15 protein-coding genes are annotated in these 21,618 nt (G+C 42.0%); all 15 read left to right on the forward strand.

The window, feature by feature from the left end; all coding sequences use genetic code 11:
* The first annotated feature begins 25 nt into the window (after positions 1–25).
* The 15 genes from G5B00_RS08665 (at position 26) to G5B00_RS08735 (ending at position 21,612) form a co-directional block, all read left to right on the forward strand.
* The gene (locus tag G5B00_RS08665) at positions 26–334 is read left to right on the forward strand and encodes a hypothetical protein (RefSeq protein WP_163873592.1); all 309 of its coding nucleotides are present in this window, start codon (positions 26–28) and stop codon (positions 332–334) included.
* A 54-nt stretch (positions 335–388) separates the two neighbouring features.
* Positions 389–679 carry a cell division protein ZapA gene (locus G5B00_RS08670; protein ID WP_163873595.1) on the forward strand — a complete coding sequence of 97 codons (291 nt, stop codon included), beginning with the start codon at positions 389–391 and terminating at the stop codon, positions 677–679.
* A 250-nt stretch (positions 680–929) separates the two neighbouring features.
* Positions 930–2,489: a ribonuclease Y gene (gene rny, locus G5B00_RS08675; protein ID WP_163873598.1), complete on the forward strand. Its 1,560-nt coding sequence runs from the start codon at positions 930–932 to the stop codon at positions 2,487–2,489.
* A gap of 160 nt (positions 2,490–2,649) precedes the next feature.
* Positions 2,650–3,327, forward strand: a complete 678-nt coding sequence (locus tag G5B00_RS08680; RefSeq protein WP_163873601.1) for a response regulator transcription factor — start codon at positions 2,650–2,652, stop codon at positions 3,325–3,327.
* 7 nt (positions 3,328–3,334) lie between these two features.
* The gene (locus G5B00_RS08685) at positions 3,335–4,669 is read left to right on the forward strand and encodes a sensor histidine kinase (protein ID WP_205966371.1); all 1,335 of its coding nucleotides are present in this window, start codon (positions 3,335–3,337) and stop codon (positions 4,667–4,669) included.
* 91 nt (positions 4,670–4,760) lie between these two features.
* Positions 4,761–5,993: a TolC family protein gene (locus G5B00_RS08690; RefSeq protein ID WP_163873604.1), complete on the forward strand. Its 1,233-nt coding sequence runs from the start codon at positions 4,761–4,763 to the stop codon at positions 5,991–5,993.
* Between the two features lie 9 nt (positions 5,994–6,002).
* Positions 6,003–7,094, forward strand: a complete 1,092-nt coding sequence (locus G5B00_RS08695) for an efflux RND transporter periplasmic adaptor subunit (RefSeq protein WP_163873607.1) — start codon at positions 6,003–6,005, stop codon at positions 7,092–7,094.
* Positions 7,095–7,100: 6 nt separating this feature from the next.
* Positions 7,101–10,190, forward strand: a complete 3,090-nt coding sequence (locus tag G5B00_RS08700) for an efflux RND transporter permease subunit (protein WP_163873610.1) — start codon at positions 7,101–7,103, stop codon at positions 10,188–10,190.
* Positions 10,191–10,391: 201 nt separating this feature from the next.
* Positions 10,392–10,967, forward strand: coding sequence for an RNA polymerase sigma factor (locus tag G5B00_RS08705; protein WP_163873613.1), 576 nt, complete (start codon positions 10,392–10,394; stop codon positions 10,965–10,967).
* Between the two features lie 106 nt (positions 10,968–11,073).
* Positions 11,074–12,216 (forward strand): FecR domain-containing protein, encoded by a 1,143-nt coding sequence (locus tag G5B00_RS08710; RefSeq protein ID WP_163873617.1) that lies wholly within the window; start codon positions 11,074–11,076, stop codon positions 12,214–12,216.
* 198 nt (positions 12,217–12,414) lie between these two features.
* Entirely contained in the window at positions 12,415–15,894 is a 3,480-nt protein-coding gene (locus tag G5B00_RS08715; RefSeq protein WP_205966372.1) for a TonB-dependent receptor, read from the forward strand.
* A gap of 4 nt (positions 15,895–15,898) precedes the next feature.
* On the forward strand, positions 15,899–17,500 hold the full coding sequence (locus G5B00_RS08720) for a RagB/SusD family nutrient uptake outer membrane protein (protein ID WP_163873620.1): 1,602 nt from the start codon (positions 15,899–15,901) through the stop codon (positions 17,498–17,500).
* An 11-nt stretch (positions 17,501–17,511) separates the two neighbouring features.
* On the forward strand, positions 17,512–18,444 hold the full coding sequence (locus G5B00_RS08725) for a DUF5017 domain-containing protein (protein ID WP_163873623.1): 933 nt from the start codon (positions 17,512–17,514) through the stop codon (positions 18,442–18,444).
* A 13-nt stretch (positions 18,445–18,457) separates the two neighbouring features.
* Positions 18,458–20,524 carry a DUF6259 domain-containing protein gene (locus G5B00_RS08730; protein ID WP_163873626.1) on the forward strand — a complete coding sequence of 689 codons (2,067 nt, stop codon included), beginning with the start codon at positions 18,458–18,460 and terminating at the stop codon, positions 20,522–20,524.
* Positions 20,525–20,580: 56 nt separating this feature from the next.
* The gene (locus G5B00_RS08735) at positions 20,581–21,612 is read left to right on the forward strand and encodes a DUF5017 domain-containing protein (protein WP_163873629.1); all 1,032 of its coding nucleotides are present in this window, start codon (positions 20,581–20,583) and stop codon (positions 21,610–21,612) included.
* Positions 21,613–21,618: the final 6 nt, after the last annotated feature.

A 21,618-nucleotide genomic window follows, 5' to 3' on the forward strand; every position in this document is an offset into this window, starting at 1 on the left:
GATATAATTTAATTGCGAAGAGAGTATGGCATCACTATCGGCACAAATGGATGTTATCGTTGGGAAAACGAGGAACTTGATTCAATTGTGCGAGACTTTACAAGAAGAAAATGACCTGTTGAGATTAGAGTTGCAGTCGATGCAGGTGGCTTTTCAGACTAGTAAGGACAAAATTACCCAGCTTGAGGAAAAGTTGAAAGCAGTAGCGGTCGCAAAGTCCTTGGAGGAAGGCGAGGTGGATAAGGAAGCCATAAATGAAAAAATACTTGACACAAAACAAAAAATTAACGATTTTGTGCGAGAAATAGATAGATGTATAAACTTGTTGAAGTAGTAGGGATGGTTTTTGAAGGGAGAATAGGTTTATAACGTTATTAAGCTCGAAAAAATGGGAGAGATTTCCATAAAAATAAATATCGCTGATCGAGTATATCCATTGCGGATAGAGGCAGAGGAAGAAGAGGTTATACGCCATGCAGCGAAATTGATAAATGAGAGAATGAAGGAATTGCAAGAGAATTATGCAGTTCGTGATAAGCAGGATTTGCTGTCTATGTGTGTGTTGCAGTATGCTACAGGCATGATCAAGGCAGAGAAGAATGTTCAGAACAGTGACATTGGCCTGCAACAGTCGGTTCATGAATTGGATAGTCTTCTTACGGATTTCTTTAACAAATAAATCGTTCTTTATAGAGCTGCATAACGACGAATTTACCGCAATTAAATTCGGGTTGTCACTATTTTAAACTTAACGCTTCAATATCACGAGCATTAACAAGACGAAGGCCATTTTGCGAAAGCCATCTGGGTCATGGTCACAAGCTCAAATCATGTGAATGGAAGTTTAATAATACATGGTACCTGAAATTTAGTTGCGGTTTTTTTTTACCGTAGAATATAATGTAAATAATAAATTAGTAATAATAAATATGAGTATATCGATAACACTTTCAATTATAATATCCCTTCTTATAGGCATTGTGATTGGCCGTTTTTTGTTGCAAATATTGCTCAAAAAACAAGAGAAGGAGGCTAGTGAAAAAGCAAACCAGATCATCAAGGATGCAGAAAGCCAAGCAGAACATATCAAAAAACAACGTCAGTTGGAAGCGAAAGAGAAGTTTCTGCAACTGAAGTCTGAGCATGAAAAAGAAGTAAACCAACGCAACAGTATCATTGTCCAGAAAGAGAACAGTATCAAGCAAAAGGAGCAATCCTTGAATCAAAAACTGGAGAACCTCAACCGTGAAAAGCAGGAGTTGGATAACAAAAACAAGAAGCTGGACCAAATGGTTGAGTTCAACGAAAAGAAACGTGAGGAGGTCGAGCAGTTGAAGAACCAGCATATCAAGCAATTGGAGACCATCGCCGGATTGACAGCAGACGAAGCAAAAGAACAATTGGTTGCTTCGTTGAAAGAGGAGGCACGTTCACAGGCTGTCATGCAGATCAAAGACATTGTGGATGAAGCAAAATTGACAGCTTCGAAAGAAGCAAAAAAAGTCGTCATCCAGACTATACAACGGACAGCAACCGAATCGGCCATTGAGAATACAGTTTCTATTTTCAATATTGAGAACGATGAGATTAAGGGACGTATCATCGGTCGTGAAGGACGTAATATCCGTGCTTTGGAAGCCGCTACCGGCGTGGAAATCATTGTAGACGATACACCGGAGGCGATTATCCTGTCGGGATTTGATCCTGTACGTCGGGAGATTGCACGTCTGTCCCTGCACCGTTTGGTGACGGATGGACGTATACACCCAGCTCGTATCGAGGAGGTCGTAGCCAAGACGCGTACGCAGATCGAGGACGAAATCGTCGAAATCGGAGAGCGTACAGTTATTGACTTGGGTATCCACGGACTACATCCCGAACTGATCAGAATGGTAGGGCGTATGCGGTATCGTTCCTCCTATGGACAAAATTTATTGCAGCACTCTCGCGAGGTAGCCAATTTTGCAGCGACAATGGCGGCTGAGTTGGGACTCAATGTCAAACTCGCTAAACGGGCTGGATTACTGCATGATATCGGTAAAGTGCCTGATGATAACCCTGAACTTCCACATGCCATCCTGGGTATGCAGTTGGCTGAAAAGTATAAAGAGCATCCGGAGGTCTGCAATGCCATCGGTGCCCACCACGATGAGATCGAAATGACATCAATGATCTCTCCGGTAGTACAGGCTTGTGATGCCATCTCGGGCGCACGTCCGGGCGCACGTCGGGAGGTTGTTGAAAGCTATATCAAACGTCTGAAAGAGTTGGAAGACCTGGCTTTGTCTTATCCCGGTGTCGAGAAAACGTTTGCGATACAAGCGGGACGTGAGCTACGTGTAGTCGTAGAGAGTGAGAAGGTATCGGATGCGCAGGCAGAGATTTTAGCGGCTGATATATCAAATCGTATCCAGACTGAGATGACCTATCCGGGACAGATCAAAGTAACTGTCATTCGGGAGACTCGTTCGGTTTCATACGCGAAGTAATAGTCCAGTGGTTTAAGCACCATGGAAAGCCCCAAAACGAAAGTTTTGGGGCTTTTTTATGTGAGGTAAGTCCTTTTATAATATCTATTTATATTAAAAGCAGATTAGAATTAAGTTGGGATAAACCACTACTTCAATATTAATCCCTATTTTTGAATTTATGCAAATTCTCGTAGTAGAAGATGACAAGCGTATCAGTGATTTTCTTATCAAGGGATTGGAAGAAAATGGTATACTGGTGACGCTATGCAAAAACGCAGAAGATGTGTTGGCCTGCTATAGCACTATACAGTGGGATTTGATTATCTGTGATATTATGCTGCCGGGTATGGACGGTATACAACTCGTGCAGACACTGCGTTACAAAAAAGTATTTGTCCCTATTTTGATGTTGAGTGCGTTGGGTTCTGTTCAGGATAAGGTAACCGCGCTCGACTATGGAGCCGATGACTATATTACCAAGCCCTTTCATTTTGACGAATTGCTGTCCCGTATAAAAGCATTGACCCGCCGGCAACAATACCAGCAGGAAGAAGCTCCGACGAGCATTTTCAGCTATGGAGAGTTGACCGTGGACCTAAATCAATATAGAGTGCTGGTTGCCGGCCAAGAGATAGATTTATCCCCGAAAGAGTTTAAACTGTTGGTGTATCTGATCGAAAATGTGGATAAGACCGTCACAAGGACGCAGATACTCAATGCGGTATGGGGCATTACCTTTGATAATCATACGAATGTGGTAGATGTCTATATATCTTATCTTCGCAACAAGATCGAAAATCCAAATAATAAATACATCTATACACTCAAAGGGGTAGGCTATATATTCAAAACGTAGAAACAATATGAAATTAAAGCATCGCCTTTCCTTGTATTCGGTGGTGATCTTCGGTGTGATTACCTTGATTATCTCATCCGTGATCTATATTTCTTATTATACCCAGATGGAGAAAAAAGAGCAGCAGTCTCTGGAGAGCAAGTCCTTATTGGCGGCTATCTATTATCTGGAGAAAGATGAGCTTTCGCTATTGGAGCACGAAAATATCAAAAGCCAGCTGCTCAAAGCGATCTCTCGAAGGAATATCATTGTCTACGATATGTCGGATAAAAAATTTGGCGGAGAGATGACGTCCGATGATGATATTACCACAGATTTTGTGGAAAGGATTCGAACCGAAAAGACAGGTTTTTTTGATACTGGTGATTTTTTTTACAACGGTATATTCTACCGTGACAATCAAGGAGACTTTGTCGTCATCACGCGTGAACCGAAAGATGAGTTCAATACGCAAATGCGCTCCTTACTCCATATACTTATGGCTGTTTCTTTGTTGGGGCTGATCTTTATTTACTTTTTTTCTCGGTATCTGGGTCATATTGCTTATGCACCCATTATCCATATCATCGAACAAATAAAGGATAGGGATGCCAAAAATTTCAATGAACCTATTTCCCTGCAAAGATCCTATGCCGAAGTGGAGGACCTTGTATTGACCTATAATCACTTTGTCGATCGTATTGCACAGACTTTTCACGTGCAGAAGAATTTTATCGATTATGTTTCCCATGAATTGCGTACACCTATCACGGCTCTATTGGGCACGCTTGAGGTGACCGACCAAAGAAAACGTACTGGGGAAGAATATGAAAATGTCATGGTTCAACTCAAACAATATACACACGATCTTCAAGAGACGCTCGATCAGATGATGCTATTGTCTGGAGCGAAGACCAATTTTGAATTCGTGGCCATTAGAATCGATGAAATTATTTGGAAAGCTATTGAAAATGCTGTTTTGTACCATCAAGCCAAGATTGAAGTAGACATACAAGTTGATGATACGGAATGTTTACGACTCGAGGGCAATGACAAGCTGCTCGAACTGGCTTTTAATAATCTGATCGAGAATGCGATTAAATACTCTGACAATAGCCCCATTCATATCAACCTATTCATGCAGGATCAGCACCTGCAGGTTGTCATTATAGATCAGGGTATCGGCATTGATGAAAGCGACTTGAAACATGTCAAAGAGAATTTTTTCCGAGGACAAAATGCGCAGCGTTACCAAGGCAAAGGCATAGGCCTTTCTATGGCACATATTATCTTTAATCTCCACCACGTCGATATGGATATCTTTTCAAATTCGTCGGGAACTCAAGTCCAATTGACATTCTAATCCTATTCTAACCTTTCTTAAAAGTAGTCTTAATACAACCTTATTAGCTTTGCTGCAAAAGATATATATGGTGTACATAGGCTATGTGATAATGATTCTATTTGGGCTATTGGGCGTGGTGCAGGCCCAGATATATACGCTTTCGGACCTTGAATCCCATTTTGTGCAAAACAATGCCTTACTGATTGCCAGTAAGTACAATATTGCAAAAGAGGAAGCGAAGATTGTCCAGGAAAAGCTGTGGAGCAATCCTACATTGAATATATCCGAGATCAATATGTGGAAAAATCCATCGTCCGAAACCCTTCCTTATCTCTTTGGTCGATATGGACAGGCACAACAAATTGCTGTTGAACTGGAACAGTTGGTGGAGACTGCCGGCAAGCGTAAAAAGCGTATAGCCATTCAGAGTTTAGAACGGAATAATGCCTTATTGGATTATGAAGAACTTTTACGTGAATTAAAAAAACAACTGCGGCAGACTTTCAACCATTTAGAAAGAATAAAGCAAGAGGATATGCAATTGAACGACATTATCCGGCTATTCGAACAGTTGCATGAGCAGTATAAACGTCAATCGGAAAAGCAACACGTCTCCATGACAGATTACTACCGTATCCAAAGTGAGTTGGTCGGTCTCCAAAAAGAAAAAGTCGAACTGGAGTCCGAAATGGTAGAACATCTGCACCGGCTTAAAGTATTGACACAATTGCCGGATCTGACATTAGATAAGTTGCGGTTTGCGGATAGTACGACCGACTTGAGCACACGGGTTTCTGTACGTTCCATCGACACATTGCTTGCACAGCATATCGGATTGAGACGTCAGACCAATACATTGGATCTGCTCGAAAAACAGGTTGAGTTGGAAAGAGCACATCGTATGCCTGACTTCACCTTTCAGTTGAACTATGATCGTGGCGGCAATATCATGCGGGATTTTATCGGTGTGGGTGTCAGTTTTGATCTGCCGGTATTCAATACCAACAAAGGAAATATCAAAGCCGCTCAATATGGGCTGGAGCAGGAGAGAAGTCACCGTACATATATGCAGACAGAATTGGAGCATGAGGTCATACGCCTGCAAACTCAATTGCGAGGGTATGAGATCTCTTTGGCAAAGTGGAATGTGCAGCAGGGAGAACAGCCTCATGCCCTGTTGGAAAAATACAAAAAGCACTTGCAGGAGAAGCAGGTGACATTACTTGAATTCATTGATTTTGCGGATGCTTTCCGCCAAGCGGAGAAAGCTTACTGGAGTTTGTTTCAAGACTATAAAAACACGTACGAAGAGTTGCAATATATCGCAGGTAGAGACTTTTAAATCGAATACATGAGACACATACTATATTATTTTGCCAGTTTATGCCTTGCAATCGTAAGCTGCAATGACAGGGCTACAGAGCATTCGGACTCAACCTCAGAAGAAAAGTTTTGTCTGACCGAGCAACTGAAAAAATCCACAACTATTCTGACGGTACAGGAGCAGCCGATTACGGAGCAGTTGACACTCTCCGGCAAGATCGAGTATAATGAGAATGATCTGGTAGCCTTTCGCAGCCTGTTGGACGGTGTAGTGGAAAATGTATATTTCGAGCTGGGTGATCCTGTCCGTAAAGGGCAGGTGCTGGCAACAATAAAATCCGTGCAGATACAGGAGTTGTACCAACAGAAGCTTCATCAGCAAAACCGGATTGCTCTCCTCGAAAAGCAGGTACAGACCAAAGAAGATCTGCTCAAAGACGGTATGATCTCCGCTCCCGAAGTACTGGAGACAGCGCATGAGCTGGAGAATGCGCGATTTGAGCTGGAGCGTATACTTCAATCCTTGCAGCTATACACAGCCATCGGAGGAGGAGCGTTTCAGATACTGGCTCCGAAGGATGGCTATATTATTCAAAAGTCCATCAGTATAGGGCAAAGTATTACCGGCGACAGCGATGTTTTATTTTCGATATCCAATCTGAAAGAGGTATGGGTCATGGTCAATATCTATGCGAGCAATCTCCGCTATGTACATATGGGAGACCATGTCAGTGTGCGGACAATTGCTTATCCCAACAGGCTCTATACAGGCAAAATCGATAAAATATATAATGTCTTTGATGATAGAGAGCATGTGCTCAAAGCAAGGGTGGTGTTGGAAAACCAAGATCTGCGCCTTATGCCGGGATTGAGCGCCGATATTATCATCGACAAGAAAAACAATCTCGGAAGTGCTTATGCTGTTCCACACAAGGCTATCGTATTTAGCAACAACAAACAATACATCGTCGTGTATACAGATGACTGTAACCTTGAATGTCGAAAAATAACCGTCATCGGCAGTAACGAAGAGTATGCTTTTATTCAGGAAAAATTGAATGCAGATGAAAAAGTCATCGGTTCCAATGCCTTGTTGATTTATGAACAGTTAAATCAATAAACGGACATGAAGAAACTGGTTCAAAATATTGTTACTTTTTCATTGCGCAATACCACCTTTGTGCTTTTTGGTGCCATAGGACTGTTTTTTGTAGGTGTTTATGCCTTGATCCATACCCCTATAGAAGCATTTCCGGATGTCACGAACACCCGGGCACGGATTATCACACAATGGTCCGGCCGTAGCGCGGAGGAAATGGAGAAGCTCGTTACGCTGCCGATTTCCAAAGAGATGAACAGCATTCCTCGAAAATCCAATATCCGCTCGATCTCCTTGTTCGGACTGTCGGTCGTTACCATACAGTTTGAGGATGGTGTAGATGATTTCTATGCGCAGCAATATGTTGCGAACAAGTTGTCCGGAGTCAATCTGCCGGAAGGGGCCGATGCGGCGATAGAGCCTCCATCGGGAGCTACAGGCGAGATATTTCGCTACGTCATCAAAAGTGATCTGCCCATAAAAGAAGTCACTGCTATTCAGGACTGGGTTATTGAAAGAGAGTTGTTGGGGGTACCCGGTGTAGCGGATGTGATCAGTTTTGGCGGGGAAGAAAAGATATATGAAATCAAGATCAATCCAACGGAACTCAAAAACTTTGATTTGACACCATTGGATGTGTATGAGGCTGTGTCCAAATCGAATGTCAATGTCGGGGGCGATGTGATCCAACAGGGTGATCAAGCTTATGTGGTCAGAGGTGTAGGGTTATTGGATGATATCGAGGATATCGGAAATATAACGATCAAATTAAACGGTTCTACACCCGTATTGGTCAAAAATGTAGCCGAAGTGGTGGTATCGCATAAGCCACGGTTAGGGCAGGTCGGTTTTAATGCAGAGGATGATCTCGTCGAAGGTATTGTGGTCATGCTCCGTGGTGAAAATCCGTCTGCCGTGATAGAAAGCCTAAAAGCCAAGATAGAGGAACTCAATACCCGTACTTTGCCCGAAAATGTACAGATAGCAACGGTGGTCGACCGGACAAAACTGGTAAATAGTACCGTAAAAACGGTTTCTAAGAATCTGATCGAAGGTATCTTATTGGTCTCCTTGATCGTCTTTGTCTTTTTGTACCATTGGAAATCTACCTTCATTGTTGCCTCCGTTATCCCCTTGTCTTTCTTATTTGCCATCATCATGCTCAAAATCCAGGGGTTACCTGCCAATCTGATTTCTATGGGGGCGTTGGATTTCGGGCTGCTGTTGGAAGGAACTTTGGTTATTGTGGAAACGGTCTTTGTGGCTATGGCCACTTTATCCCATCGGGTAGGGCCGGAGCGGTTTGCCAAGATGAGTAAACTGGGCATCATCAAGAAAAGTGCAGGAAGTGTAGCGTCATATATTTTCTTTGCCTTGCTGATTCTTATCGTTGCTTTATTGCCGATATTTTCCTTTCAGAAGGTAGAAGGCAAGATGTTTACGCCATTGGCATTCACCCTAGGGTACGCTTTGCTTGGATCGTTGATCCTGAGTCTGACATATGTGCCGGCGATGTGTCGGTTGCTGTACACGCGTGGTATGGAGGAAAAGGAAAATTTTATAACACGTTTTTTCAGTCGTTCCATTTATGGATTGTTTGAGGGAGCTTTTTCCTACAAGCGGGTTACAGTTGGTGTGTTTATTGGCGTGTTGCTGTTGTGTGTGTTCAAGTTTGCACATTATGGATCGGAATTTTTGCCACAGTTGAATGAAGGAGCTGTTTATATCCGGGCGACGTTGCCGAATAGTGTGAATCTGGAAGAATCCACGAAATTGACCAAAGAGATGAAAGGGCTGATGCTGGAGAGCTGCAAAGAAATAGATTTCATCTTGACACAGACAGGTAGGCCGAATGACGGTACGGATCCGACCGGTTTTTTTAATATCGAGTTTAATGTGCAGTTGAAAGAGGAAAAAGATTGGGAAAGGAAGGTATCAAAGGAGGATATCATCCAGGAGCTACGTCATCAGCTGAACCAATATCCCGGTATCAATTTTGGTTTCAGCCAACCTATTCAAGATAATGTGGAGGAATATGTGGCCGGTGTAAAGAGCTCTTTGGTCATAAAGATATTTGGCGATGACCTGTATGATCTGGAAAAGTATGCCAATCAAGTGGCGTCTGCTATTTCGGGTGTAAAGGGTATAACCGATATCAATGTCTACAAGAATATCGGATTACCGGAGTTGCGTATCCAGCTGCATGATTCGAAGATGGCCAAATATGGTGTACAGACGAGCGATGTGCAGGAGGTCATTGCCATGACCATCGGTGGGCAGGCCGCCACAAAGTTTTATGAAGGTGATCGTCAGTTTGATGTAGTGTTGCGGTTTGACCGTGCGTATCGTGACACACCGACAAAAATCGGACATATTCTGATCCCCACAGGCGACGGTCAAAATATTCCGTTGCGCGAAGTTGCTACCATCAGTTATCAGACAGGGCCTGCATTTATCTATCGGGAAGGAAATAGTCGTTATATCGGTGTGGGATTCAGTATAGACGGTCGTGATTTGGGAAGTACCATTGCCGAAGCCAAGGAGATGGTCGCTAAAAAGGTCAATTTGCCGAAAGAAAATTACATGGAGTGGGCAGGTGAATTTGAGAGCAAAGAACGGGCTTCCAAGCAATTGATGACCGTCATTCCCATTTCGTTGCTGCTTATCCTGCTTTTGCTTTACAGTAATTTTGGTAATATGAAAGATACGTTGATTGCGGCGATCACTATTCCTTTTGCTTTTATAGGTGGTTTTATTTCGCTGTGGGTGACAGGTACTATATTTGGTATTTCGGCAGGTATAGGACTGATTATCTTGTTTGGCGTGAATACGATTAACGGAATCATCCTGATTGCCGTGATGAAAGACTTTCTCAAAAAGAATACGTTGCAACAATCAATTAGGCTCGGTGTGAAAAGCCGGATTCGCTCTATCGTGATGATTGCTTTGATGGGGTCGATGGGACTGCTGCCGGCCGCTATGTCGACAGGGATGGGTTCTGAAATCCAAAAACCATTGGCTATCATGATCGTCGGTGGTTTATTGATCTGTCTGATGCTGTCCTTTACGGTATTACCTGTGATTTTCCATTATATGTACCGTCGGTCGGCGGAATAGATTACTCGTCCTTAATTTTGTCTAAAATTTTGCTTTTTCATATTGTATGTCTTATCTTTAGCTATCGAAAATCTTAAGGCCTAAGATTATAAACTTCTTACCGTACATGTCGTATCTGTTAAAATACAAAAGAGATGTGGTTTGAATTAAAATCGTGTACGTAAACAAAATGACCTGATATAAGATTGAGATATATCTGATATGGATAAGACGATAGACAACGAACAAGATTTATTGGCTGAGGTTAGCCGGGGGGATGAAGACGCCTTCCTTCAGTTATACGATACCCATTGGGAGTATTTGTTTGTCTACGTCTCTGGTTTATTAAAAGACAAAGATGATGCCGAGGATGTTCTGCAAGAGCTTTTTATCACGATATGGCAATCAAGAGATAGGTTGCTTCATATTCATGATCTAAAGTCTTATATGTGGAAAGCAGCGAGAAATATGGCTTTACGAAAATTGATGTTGGACAAGCGACAGAATCAATCGATAGATTCTTTTATGGATTTTGTTGCTACGCATCATTTATCGCCGGCGCAGGAGTATGATGTAAAAGAACTTTCCTCTTATATCCATCAACAAATTGATAGTCTACCCACCAAGATGAAAGAGGTTTTTGTGTTGAGTAGGGAGATCGGGTTGTCCAACAAAGAGATCGCCCGTCAACTTGATCTTTCTGAGCATACCGTTAAAAAACAAATCAATAATTCCATTAAGCGTATTAAGGAAAATATGGGGTATTTACACCCCTTTTTATTATTTATTATATTTTAATTCGCTGATATATAGTTTTTTATATTTTTTCTTAAAATTTATCTAATACCTCCTTCTCTTTTTTTGCTCTTCTATATAAAGTAGCACCAGTTTTGAACATTCATCCGTGAGAAGGAAAGACGCAAAATATATATTACAAAAATACCTGGATGGGCAATGTACCCCTTCCGAAGCCAAATTGGTGGAATCATGGTTAGATCATGAAGCAAGCTCCGGCATAGGAAAAGCAGAGAATACCGAGAAAATGTTACGTTCCCGGGATAATATCAGAGAGCAGCTCATCCAAACCATACGTGCAAAGCAACCAAATACCCGACAGATGTGGACACGTTTGTCTATCGCGGCGTGCTTTCTTGCTTTTGTTGTTTTCGGAGCCGTATTGTTACGAAACGAGAAAGAGGAGGGTGAGTATCTTGTTGTCAACAAAGTCGTCGAAGAGGTCGTTACACCGGGAAGTCAATCCGCTATACTTACCTTAAGCGATGGTTCTACGATCCGGCTAGATGATATTGGTGAGGGTGTTCTCGAACATAATGATGGTGTAAAGATAAGCCAAAGCGCGGATGGACAACTGGCGTATGAAGTCGATAATAGCCAGTCTGTACAAAAGACTCGTATCAACAAGATTTCTATACCTTTTGGAGGGTTTTATAAAGTCATTTTACAGGATGGGACAAAGGTCTCTTTAAACTCCGGTTCTACGCTGGTATATCCTACACAATTTACGGGTGATACACGATCCGTCGAATTGCAGGGAGAAGCTTATTTTGAGGTGGCGTCAAATAAGAAGCGTCCTTTTATTGTGAAAGCGCGGGATACCGATATTCGAGTGACTGGTACCAGCTTTAACCTGGAGGCTTATACGGAAGAGAAAGCAATTGTCACGACTCTTTTGGAAGGAGAGGTGTATGTCAGTAAAGAACAAGCAACGGTTCGCCTGCAACCCGGTGAGCAATCGACCAGTGTATTCGGAACCTCCCGTATCACGAAAAAGGCTGTCGATGCGAAGAGCAGCATTGCCTGGACGACAGGCTATTTTATTTTTGAGGATCAGGAGATTGAATCCATACTGCGGGAAGTGGCCCGGTGGTACGATGTGGATATTTATGTTCAACGTAAATCGGCGGATAAGAAATTAGGAGGGATATTTTCCCGGCAAAAGAGTGTAGAGGAGTTATTGCACTACCTCAAGAAACTAAACGTTTTGGAATTTGAAAAAGAAGGGAGGAGGGTTACGGTTATGTTATAAATGAATAGATAGCTGTCAGCCTGAAACAAAAAACCAGAAGTGGTGCGAACACTTCCGGTTGGATGACTTAGGACTGCATCAGGCGATTTTGTAGGTATCACGAATTCTAATACAACCTAAATTAAACAAATGTACAAAAATATGATCGTAAACGTATGCGGTTATCCCAATCGCATACCTCTAAAGTTTCTCTTACTTATGAAGCTCCTTATTAGCATTATGCTGCTTTCGGCATTGAGTGCCCAGGCAAGCATTGTATTTGGTCAGCGGGTTAACTTAAAAGTGCAGAACGTTCAACTGAGATCGGTTTTCAGAGAAATTCAGAAACAAACCAATTATGATTTCCTATACGTGTCTACCGACCTGAAAGGTTCAACGCCTGTTTCTGTCAACTTCGTAGACAAACCGTTGAAAGAAGCATTGGAAAGTATTCTAAAAGACCAGCCTATATCTTTTGAAATTGATAAAAATACAGTGCTGATCAAAAGGAAGACACCAAAGGTACAGCGTAAAGACGCACAACAGTCTATTCCAATCACCGGTCGAGTCACCGATAGCTTAGGAAATGCGTTGGAAGCGGTAAGTATACGTGTGAAAAATAAGAATATAACGGCCGTGTCCAATCCAGACGGATATTATCATATTAATGTTCCCGAAGCTGGTGATGTGTTGGAATTTAAAATAATCGGACATGCCAGCCAGGAATATACAATAGCTGTCGATACGAAGGTGCTTAATGTTGCCATGAAGGTGCAGCGCATGGATATTGAGGATGTCGTTGTGATTGGATATGGAGAGGTACAAAGAAAAGATCTGACGGGATCAGTGGGTTCCGTTAATATGTCGGAGATCACGCAAGCACCAGTCATGTCTTTCGACCAGGCATTAGCAGGAAGAGTGGCGGGTGTTCAGGTATCATCAAATGATGGACAACCTGGGTCTGAAGGCATCAATATTGTCATTCGGGGAGCCGGATCACTCACACAGAGTACGGCTCCCCTTTATGTCGTAGATGATTTTCCGATGGAAGATTTTGATGCGGGAAGTTTGAATATGGATGATATTGAATCCATAGATATCCTAAAGGATGCTTCGGCTACGGCAATTTATGGTGCCCGGGGGGCGAATGGCGTAGTTGTCATCACAACAAAGAAAGGGAAGGTTGGAACCCCTGTTGTAAATTATAAGGGATCTCTCGGGTTTCAAGAATCGGTCAAGCAAGTCGAGATGATGAATCCCTATGAATTTGTGAAATACCAGTTGGAGCGGACAAACTACTCCAATCAAACTCGAAATTTGTATACACCCGGAGATTTCCCCGAAACAAGTCCGTCGTATGATCCAGAGGGTAAAACTTTGGAAGACTATAGGAATATAAAGGGTATCAATTGGCAGGATGAAGTGTTTCGGAAAGGAACAACTTCTATTCATGAATTATCCTTACGTGGAGGGAACCGCCAGACACGATATTCGTTATCTGGGTCAATCTTTAGACAGGAAGGTGCTGTAATCAATAGTGGCCAAAACCGTGTAACCGGCAGGATAGCCATAGATCAGGAAATTAGCAAAAAATTGAAAACGGGAGTTGTTGCTAATTATTCGGATAACCCGTCCTATGGGAAGCTTTTGTCAGGTGAAACTACGCACGGATACTCCTACTTAATGTATAGTGTATGGGCTTATCGGCCGGTTTCGGGAAGAGAAGGGCCTTCGGGAGTAGATGAGGAGCTTCTTAATGAAGATGTTGATCCAGAGAGCCCGGAGGACAATTATCTGATTAATCCCGTTACGAATCTAATGAATACAGATAGGAGAAACAGGAGAAAAAACCTTACCGGAAACGGTTATCTGAATTATAATATAAATAAGAACCTGACCTGGAGATCTACAGCTGCCTTTATGCAGTATCAGTCTGAAACGACAGGTTTTTATAATTCACGCACAAACAGTGGTACACCCAGAAATCCGAATAACCGAGGAGTACGGGGAAGCCTTTCTTCTACTAATATTAACACATGGAGGTTTTCGACGTATATGACTTATCGGAAGCGATTTAACCGAATACATAATCTGAATGTTATGGTTGGAATCGATTTCGATGAACGAAACTCACGAAATTATGGATTCGGTACCCAATATGTCCCCGAGGAATCGTTAGGTCTCAGCGGTATGGATGACGGTGTGCCTGCTTCCACAGATATGTTTGTAAGTAACAGTCGTACCCATTCTTATTTTAGCCGTGTTAATTATGATTTATTCTCGAAATACTTGTTTACTGCAACATTTCGTGCAGACGGGTCTTCTAAATTTGCACCCAAAAACAGATGGGGATATTTCCCTTCTGCAGCTTTCGCATGGAAGTTGGATAAAGAAGATTTTATAAAAGACATTTCATTTATTTCTGAAGCCAAGTTAAGAGCGAGCTATGGTTTGACAGGTAACAACCGGGTTTCAGATTTCGCTTATCTGGCAACGATTGCAGGATCGGGTATAGCGAATGCATACTCCTTTGGAAATGCAGCGCCGTCGGTGGGTTATTATCCGGATAAGTTAGGAAATGAAGACCTGAAGTGGGAGACCACGAAGCAAACAGATATCGGGTTGGATCTTTCTTTATTCGATAAAAGAGTAGATTTTGTCGTTGATATCTATAGGAAAAATACCGTAGATCTGTTGTTAAATGCCAATACTGCATCCCATACAGGATTTAGAAGAGCATACAAAAATATAGGAGAACTACAGAACGATGGATTAGAATTGAGTTTGGGCGTAACCAATATGAAGAATCAGAAATTCAGTTGGAAAAGTGACTTTAATATCAGCTTTAACCGGAATAAGATTGTATCACTTACATCGGACGAAAGTAGTATGTACTCGCTCGTCACATGGGATGTTATCCATAATAATTCCTTTTTGTATTCTGCCCGAGTCGGCGAACAAGCGGCTATGTTTATGGGATATCTTTTTGATGGTGTCTATCAGGTCGATGATTTTACCTGGCAAGGCAATAGTGACCCCTCCATCCCCCATGAAAATCGGGTTTATACATTGAAGAGCCATATGCCCGACAATGGAGGAGCATCGCGTGATGATGTGCTTCCGGGTGATATTAAGTATAAAGACATTAACAACGATGGTACAATTGATGAGAAAGACGAGACCATTATCGGAGATCCCATGCCGATTCACGCAGGAGGCTTTTCAAACAATTTTACATATAAAAACTTTGAATTGAATGTCTTTCTTCAATGGGTGTATGGCAATGAGGTATATAACGCCAATAGAATATATTTTGAAGGCGGTAGACCGGTAGGATCCAGAAATCAATATGCTACCTATGCGAATCGATGGACATTTGAAAACCCAAGTAACGAATATTTTAGAGCCGGAGGTCAGGGGCCACTCGGCAGGTACTCTTCCAGGAATGTGGAAGATGCCTCATATCTGAGGCTTAAGACGGTGTCTTTGAGCTATACGATACCCGCTCGTTTTACCAAACGGCTTAATGTCGATAAAGTGAGCGTGAGTGCTGTGGCGCAAAATCTGTTTACCTGGACGAATTATTCAGGTATGGATCCAGAGGTATCGGTAAGAAATAGTACGTTGACACCCGGATTTGACTGGTCCGCATATCCAAGGGGACGAACAATAGTTTTTGGAATTAAAGCAACATTGTAATCTTATGAAAAAGATAAAATTATACATAGTTACAAGCTTAATGGGCAGCATGGCTTTGCTGAACTCCTGTAATAGTTTTCTCGATACAAAACCGGAGGATTATTTTACAACTGTAAATTATTATCAGAATGAGGGACAGTTGGAAGCCGCTTTAAATGCTGTTTATTCTGCTTTAGGGGATTATCGGCTGTATGGTCGACAAATGATACGGATGGGACTCGATGCAGATGATGCATTTTACAACGTCACTAACACCCAACATGGTGTTCGGATATATGATGTTGTTGCAACAGATGATTGGATAGGCGATTTTTGGAGTACCTGTTACATGGGGATTAATCGAGCCAATACACTTTTGGCCAATATGGATAATTCCTCCAATATCGGATTGGAAGCTAAGAATAGGGTGAGAGGAGAAGCACTTTTTTTACGATCTTATTTTTATTTTCTATTGGTCAGTAATTTTGGGCCGATACCGTATATAACAGAACCTACTGCTGAAGTTAATATACCGCAAACTCCGCCAAAAGAAGTCTATCAGAATATTATAGCTGATATGGAAGTGGCCGAAAGCTTGGTCCTACCTATCCGGGAGATCGGTCACGGCGGACGTGTCAGCAAGTCCGCTGTCCGTGGTGTATTGGCTCGTGTCAATCTGTATATGGCTGGCAATCCGGTGAAGGACGAAACACGGTACTCGGAAGCGCGCAAATGGGCTAAGATGGTTATAGATGATACAGATGCTGCACATGCGCTAAATCCTGATTTTTCCCAGATATTTATCAATTACGCTTCCGATGAATATGATGTTGCAGAAAGTATATGGGAGATAGAGTTTTGGGGTAATCATCAGGATTCCTATCGGGAAGGTGGACAAATCGGAGTTTATAATGGTATCCGATACGTCGGCGGTGACCCCAATTATGGACGATCTGAAGGGCAGATTAATGCTACAGGAGCATTGTGGGAGAAATATGAAGCCCCTGGGCAACTTACCTCACCCGATTTGAGAAGGGATTGGACCATTGCTCCATTCTCCGTATCAGGGAATCCAGCTGTTGAAACACCTAGATCTATTGAGCAGATTTATCAACGTAACAACGGCAAATTTAGACGTAGGAATTATGAAGTTGTCTTGCCTCGGGATGGGCAGTATTCGCCGATTAATTTTCCAGTATTACGGTTTTCGGATGTATTACTCATGTTTGCAGAGGCTGATAATTATGTCAATAAAGGACCTTCCGTGGATGCTTATCTAGCTGTAAACAGAGTGCGTAGAAGAGGTTATGGTTTTCCAGACGACATCCAAGCACCTGGTGTTGATTTAGCAGGGTTGGATCAGGCGGATTTTTTGGAAGAATTGCAGGATGAGCGCTCCCGAGAGTTAGCTTTTGAAATATTGCGGAAAGGTGATTTGGTGCGATGGGGGATATTCATGAAGAAAATGACCGCAGCCCGTGATCATATCGAGCAAGCGGGTTTAACGTCGAGTTACGAACATGCTTTGCGGTATTTTAGAAATGCTTCGGCAAGGGATGTGATATGGCCTATTCCTGCCTATGAAAGAGGGATGAATCCAGAATTAAAACAAAATATAGGTTGGTAATTGCTAATGATATGAAAAATTCAATCTTTATTACGATAATAACAGCTTCCCTTCTAGCGGCGTGTAGGAAGCATGAGGTACAAAATCCGAGTTTTGATGTTGCTCTCTTAGAGAAAGCTACATATAAAGTCGGGGAAGAGGTGACCTTTAACTTATCCGGTGAGGCTGATCAGGTCACCTTTTATTCGGGGGAAATGTTGCATGAATATGAATACAGTCACGAAAGTAGAAAATCGATGACGCAGTCGGTAAAAGTTTCTTTCCGGACGAATGTAACCTATAATAACCAACCTGATCAATTTTCTGTAGATCTGTCAACAGATTATAACGGAGGGGGAACCTATCAGGACGTTCTTGATGCGACATGGAAAGACGATATCAGTCAACAATTTCAGATAGCGCCAGAGGATAATCCATGGGGTTCTGCAAACAATTTTTTCTCCGGAACAGTAGATTTAATAGATGCATTTGAAGAAGGTAAACCTTTATATATCCGATTTCGATATAAAAATAACCCCGAACTTGGTATAGCTCGTAACTGGTATGCCTATAACTTAAATGTAGAAGCAAGTACAGTGTTGGGTACAAAAACCGTTTTTAACTCCTATACAGGTTTTAATATTGTATACGATAAAGAGTTTACCGTCGAAGATTATAAAAACAGTATGGTCTACGCAGGTTATATCATGTTGCGCTTACATTCAGCTATGAGGCCCATGCCAACCGAAATATGGGGTATTTCACCACCTATTTATTTAGAGGAAATTGATCATGGGCCTGACAGACCAGATCCCATTAAGGGTTATAGAGATCCCATGCCTTTGGAGTATAGCTATGTATATGAACAGCCCGGAACTTATACCGTTTCATTTGTGGCATATAACTCCAGTGTTTATGGGCTGAAAGAGACTGTTAAACAGATTCAACTTACCATTACAGAATAATACGCTATTTTTTATGAAACAAAATTTTTCTCTTTTTTTATTGCTATTACTCTCCATCAGCTTGTTTGCGAACGACCAACTTACGGTTGTTAGAGACGGCGATCATATATCTTTGTCCAACAGTGAGCTTTCCTTAGACTTTGAGAGTTCGGCACAATCCTTTAAATTGCTGGATTTCTCCAGTCCGGGGAAAATGTGGTCGGTTCATAAGGATCAGGATATGATATGGCAGCTCATGCTCGTCAATACAGCCGGACATCCGATTATCGTTAACCCCCGGAATTCGGCGTATAAAGGTGTAGAAGTTCTTGAAGAACAAGGTAAAAAATCTTTACAGTTTTCCTGGCAATATGTCTTAGATAATAATAAGTCGGGACTTGTACAGGTGACTGTGTCTGTTACTGATAAAAACACCTTGTCTTCCTGGGAGATACAGAGTGACTTTCCATCGGAATGGCAGGTAAGTGATTTAAATTTTCCCATTATCCACCTGCCAAAATCAGATCAGCAAAAATTGATTGTCCCTGCAGGTTGGGGAGCAGAATATGAATTGAAGAACATTACAAGACAGAAGTTTAGCCACAACTATCCTGGTAGTCGCGGAACCGTGCAGTTAATGGCTTTACATGAGGACGATCATGTGTTTTATTTTGCAACACATGATCCGCAGGCTAATTTAAAAATATTCTCTGCTACCGTATCCAGTTCTGATCTGGAGTTTTCTAATAGCGCACCTCCTTCAGCTGCATGGGATAAGGAAGGAAAGTTTAGATTACCTTGGGCTATATCCATAGGGCTGTCTAATAAGGGCTGGGAAGATGCTGTGCGGAAATGGTATAGACCATTTGCATTGGCAACGATCTGGGGCAAGAAAAGTATCATTGAAAAAAAACACCCTCAGTGGTTGTTGAACTCCGATCTATGGTTAGTGGGTGGTCCTACCGATGAAAAAGAATTGGAGGTTACTAAGGATGCTATTTCTTATTTCGGGGCACGAACTTCTTTTCATTGGTATTATTGGATGAATCACAAGTTTGATACGAAATATCCTGACTATTTCCCGGAGCGTGATATTTTTAAACAAATTATAAAGGAAGTGCAGAAAAGTGGCAGCCATGTGATGCCTTATATCAATGGACGCTTGTGGGACACAACCACGGTAAGTTACCCAGAGCTTGGAAAACATGAAACCGTAATCCGAAAAGATGGCTCTCCACAAATATCCATATATGCATCTAAAGCACCCAATGCGGTAATATGTCCAACATCAGATGTATGGAAAAAGGTGATGACTGATGTAACAGAAAAGATAAGTAATAGTGTGTTGGGTGCTGACGGTGTTTACTATGATCAGGTTGCTTCAGCGAGATCCATGGCATGTTACGATGTGACTCACAACCACCCGCCCGGAGGAGGTGATTTTTGGACCCCTGCTTATCGAGAGATCTATAAAGAAATAAGAGCGGGGCTGAAACCAGGAAAGGTGCTTGCTACTGAGCAAAATGCGGAACCTTATCTGGATATGTTTGACTTATTCTTGATGGTTAACTACCCATCGGGAAAAGTATACAATCCAGTGCCACTGTTTTCGATCATCTATTCCGACCGGGCGTTATTGTACGGTTTCTATATCTACAACCACAACAATATGAGCTACCGGGTGAAAAATGCACTTACATTATTATGGGGGGCACAACTGAATGGGGGGCGTACTTCTTGGTTGATGTCAAGAAATCTTGCGGATAACGCAGCATTTTTGAAAGGATTAACCTTATTCCGCAAAGAACATCATGATGTTTTCGTGGGGGGAACCTTGCTGAAAGAAATTACACCGACGGGTGATAACCCCGTAATAGCGGTGCCAAACTGGCCTAGTCGATCGTCTACCGAAGGAGCATCAGCGGCTGTACGAGGCGCCCTTTGGAAAAGCACCACTGGTAAACCTGTAGTCATCCTCGTAAATGTGGATACGCAAGCGCACCGTGTCGCTTTATCTAATGGAGGAAAAACTATTAGCATACAGGCAGGTGGAGCGGTACGCATAGAAATCAGCGAATCAGAGTTCCACAAGCTTATATAGAACGAACAGTTATGTGTATTAAATAAAACTTAGATAAAACAATTAAATTAAAAATTATGAAAAGAAGTATCTTATTCATGATGGCAAGCATTTTCTTATGTGTGGCTTGCGGTAAAAGCGGAGATCCAGAACCAAAAGAAGACACAAAACCTGATGAAAAGGTAGATCAGGAATTTGATGTTAAGTTAACAACTACCACTTATAAAGTGGGGGATGAGGTAACTTTTGATTTTTCGGGTAAAGAAGTAGACGACATTACATTCTATTCAGGAGAATTTCTTCATGAATACCAATATTCTCAAACAGACCGGATTACAAGGAGCAATTCAGCCGTAGTATCTTTTAGGACTAACCTAACTTACGGAGCACAAGCGGATCAGTTGGCTGTTTTTGTCTCTACAGACTATAATGGAAGTGGAAACTTTGCCGATGTTGCTACAGCTAACTGGAAAGGGAAAGAGGATTTTAACCCCTGGTTTACGCTTGCTCCGGAGGATAATACATGGGGTGATCCAAACAGGGTTCTCTCTGGAGACATTGATTTAAGAGAAGCTTTTGAAGAAGGAAAACCATTGTATGTAGGATTTCGGTATAGATACGATCCCAATGTCACAGGAGGTCCTAGGGCTTGGCATGCCTACCTTTTCAAGGCAATTACGAGTATACGCCACCCTGATGAAAACGGAGATTTAGCTGATTATACGACGACCCTTTATGATAACTACTTAGATTTCGCCTTGATATATCAAAATGAAGCTATACGCACAGTACATGAAGGAATGAGCGATCCAAGTACTAAAATTACAGCTTCGGGTTCTTATGTGAAGTTATATATGACTTCTGCACAAGTAACTAATGCGGAAATCTCGGATCCTACAGAAATATGGGCTATCTCTCCAGCGTTAAATTTGGAAGAGTATAACTATGGCTTAGACATGCCCAAAGAAGTCGTAAAGGAATCCACAGATGTTATGCCAAAAGACTTTAAATATGTTTTTATGGAGCCGGGTAAATATACTGTGTCTTTTGTGTGGAAGGACGGTGAGGAAGAAAAGGTGAAAAATTTTGAAGTAACCGTAAACGAATAAATCGAA

It is taken from the genome of Parapedobacter sp. SGR-10 (genome assembly GCF_011030405.1).
Classification (GTDB): Bacteria; Bacteroidota; Bacteroidia; order Sphingobacteriales; family Sphingobacteriaceae; genus Sphingobacterium.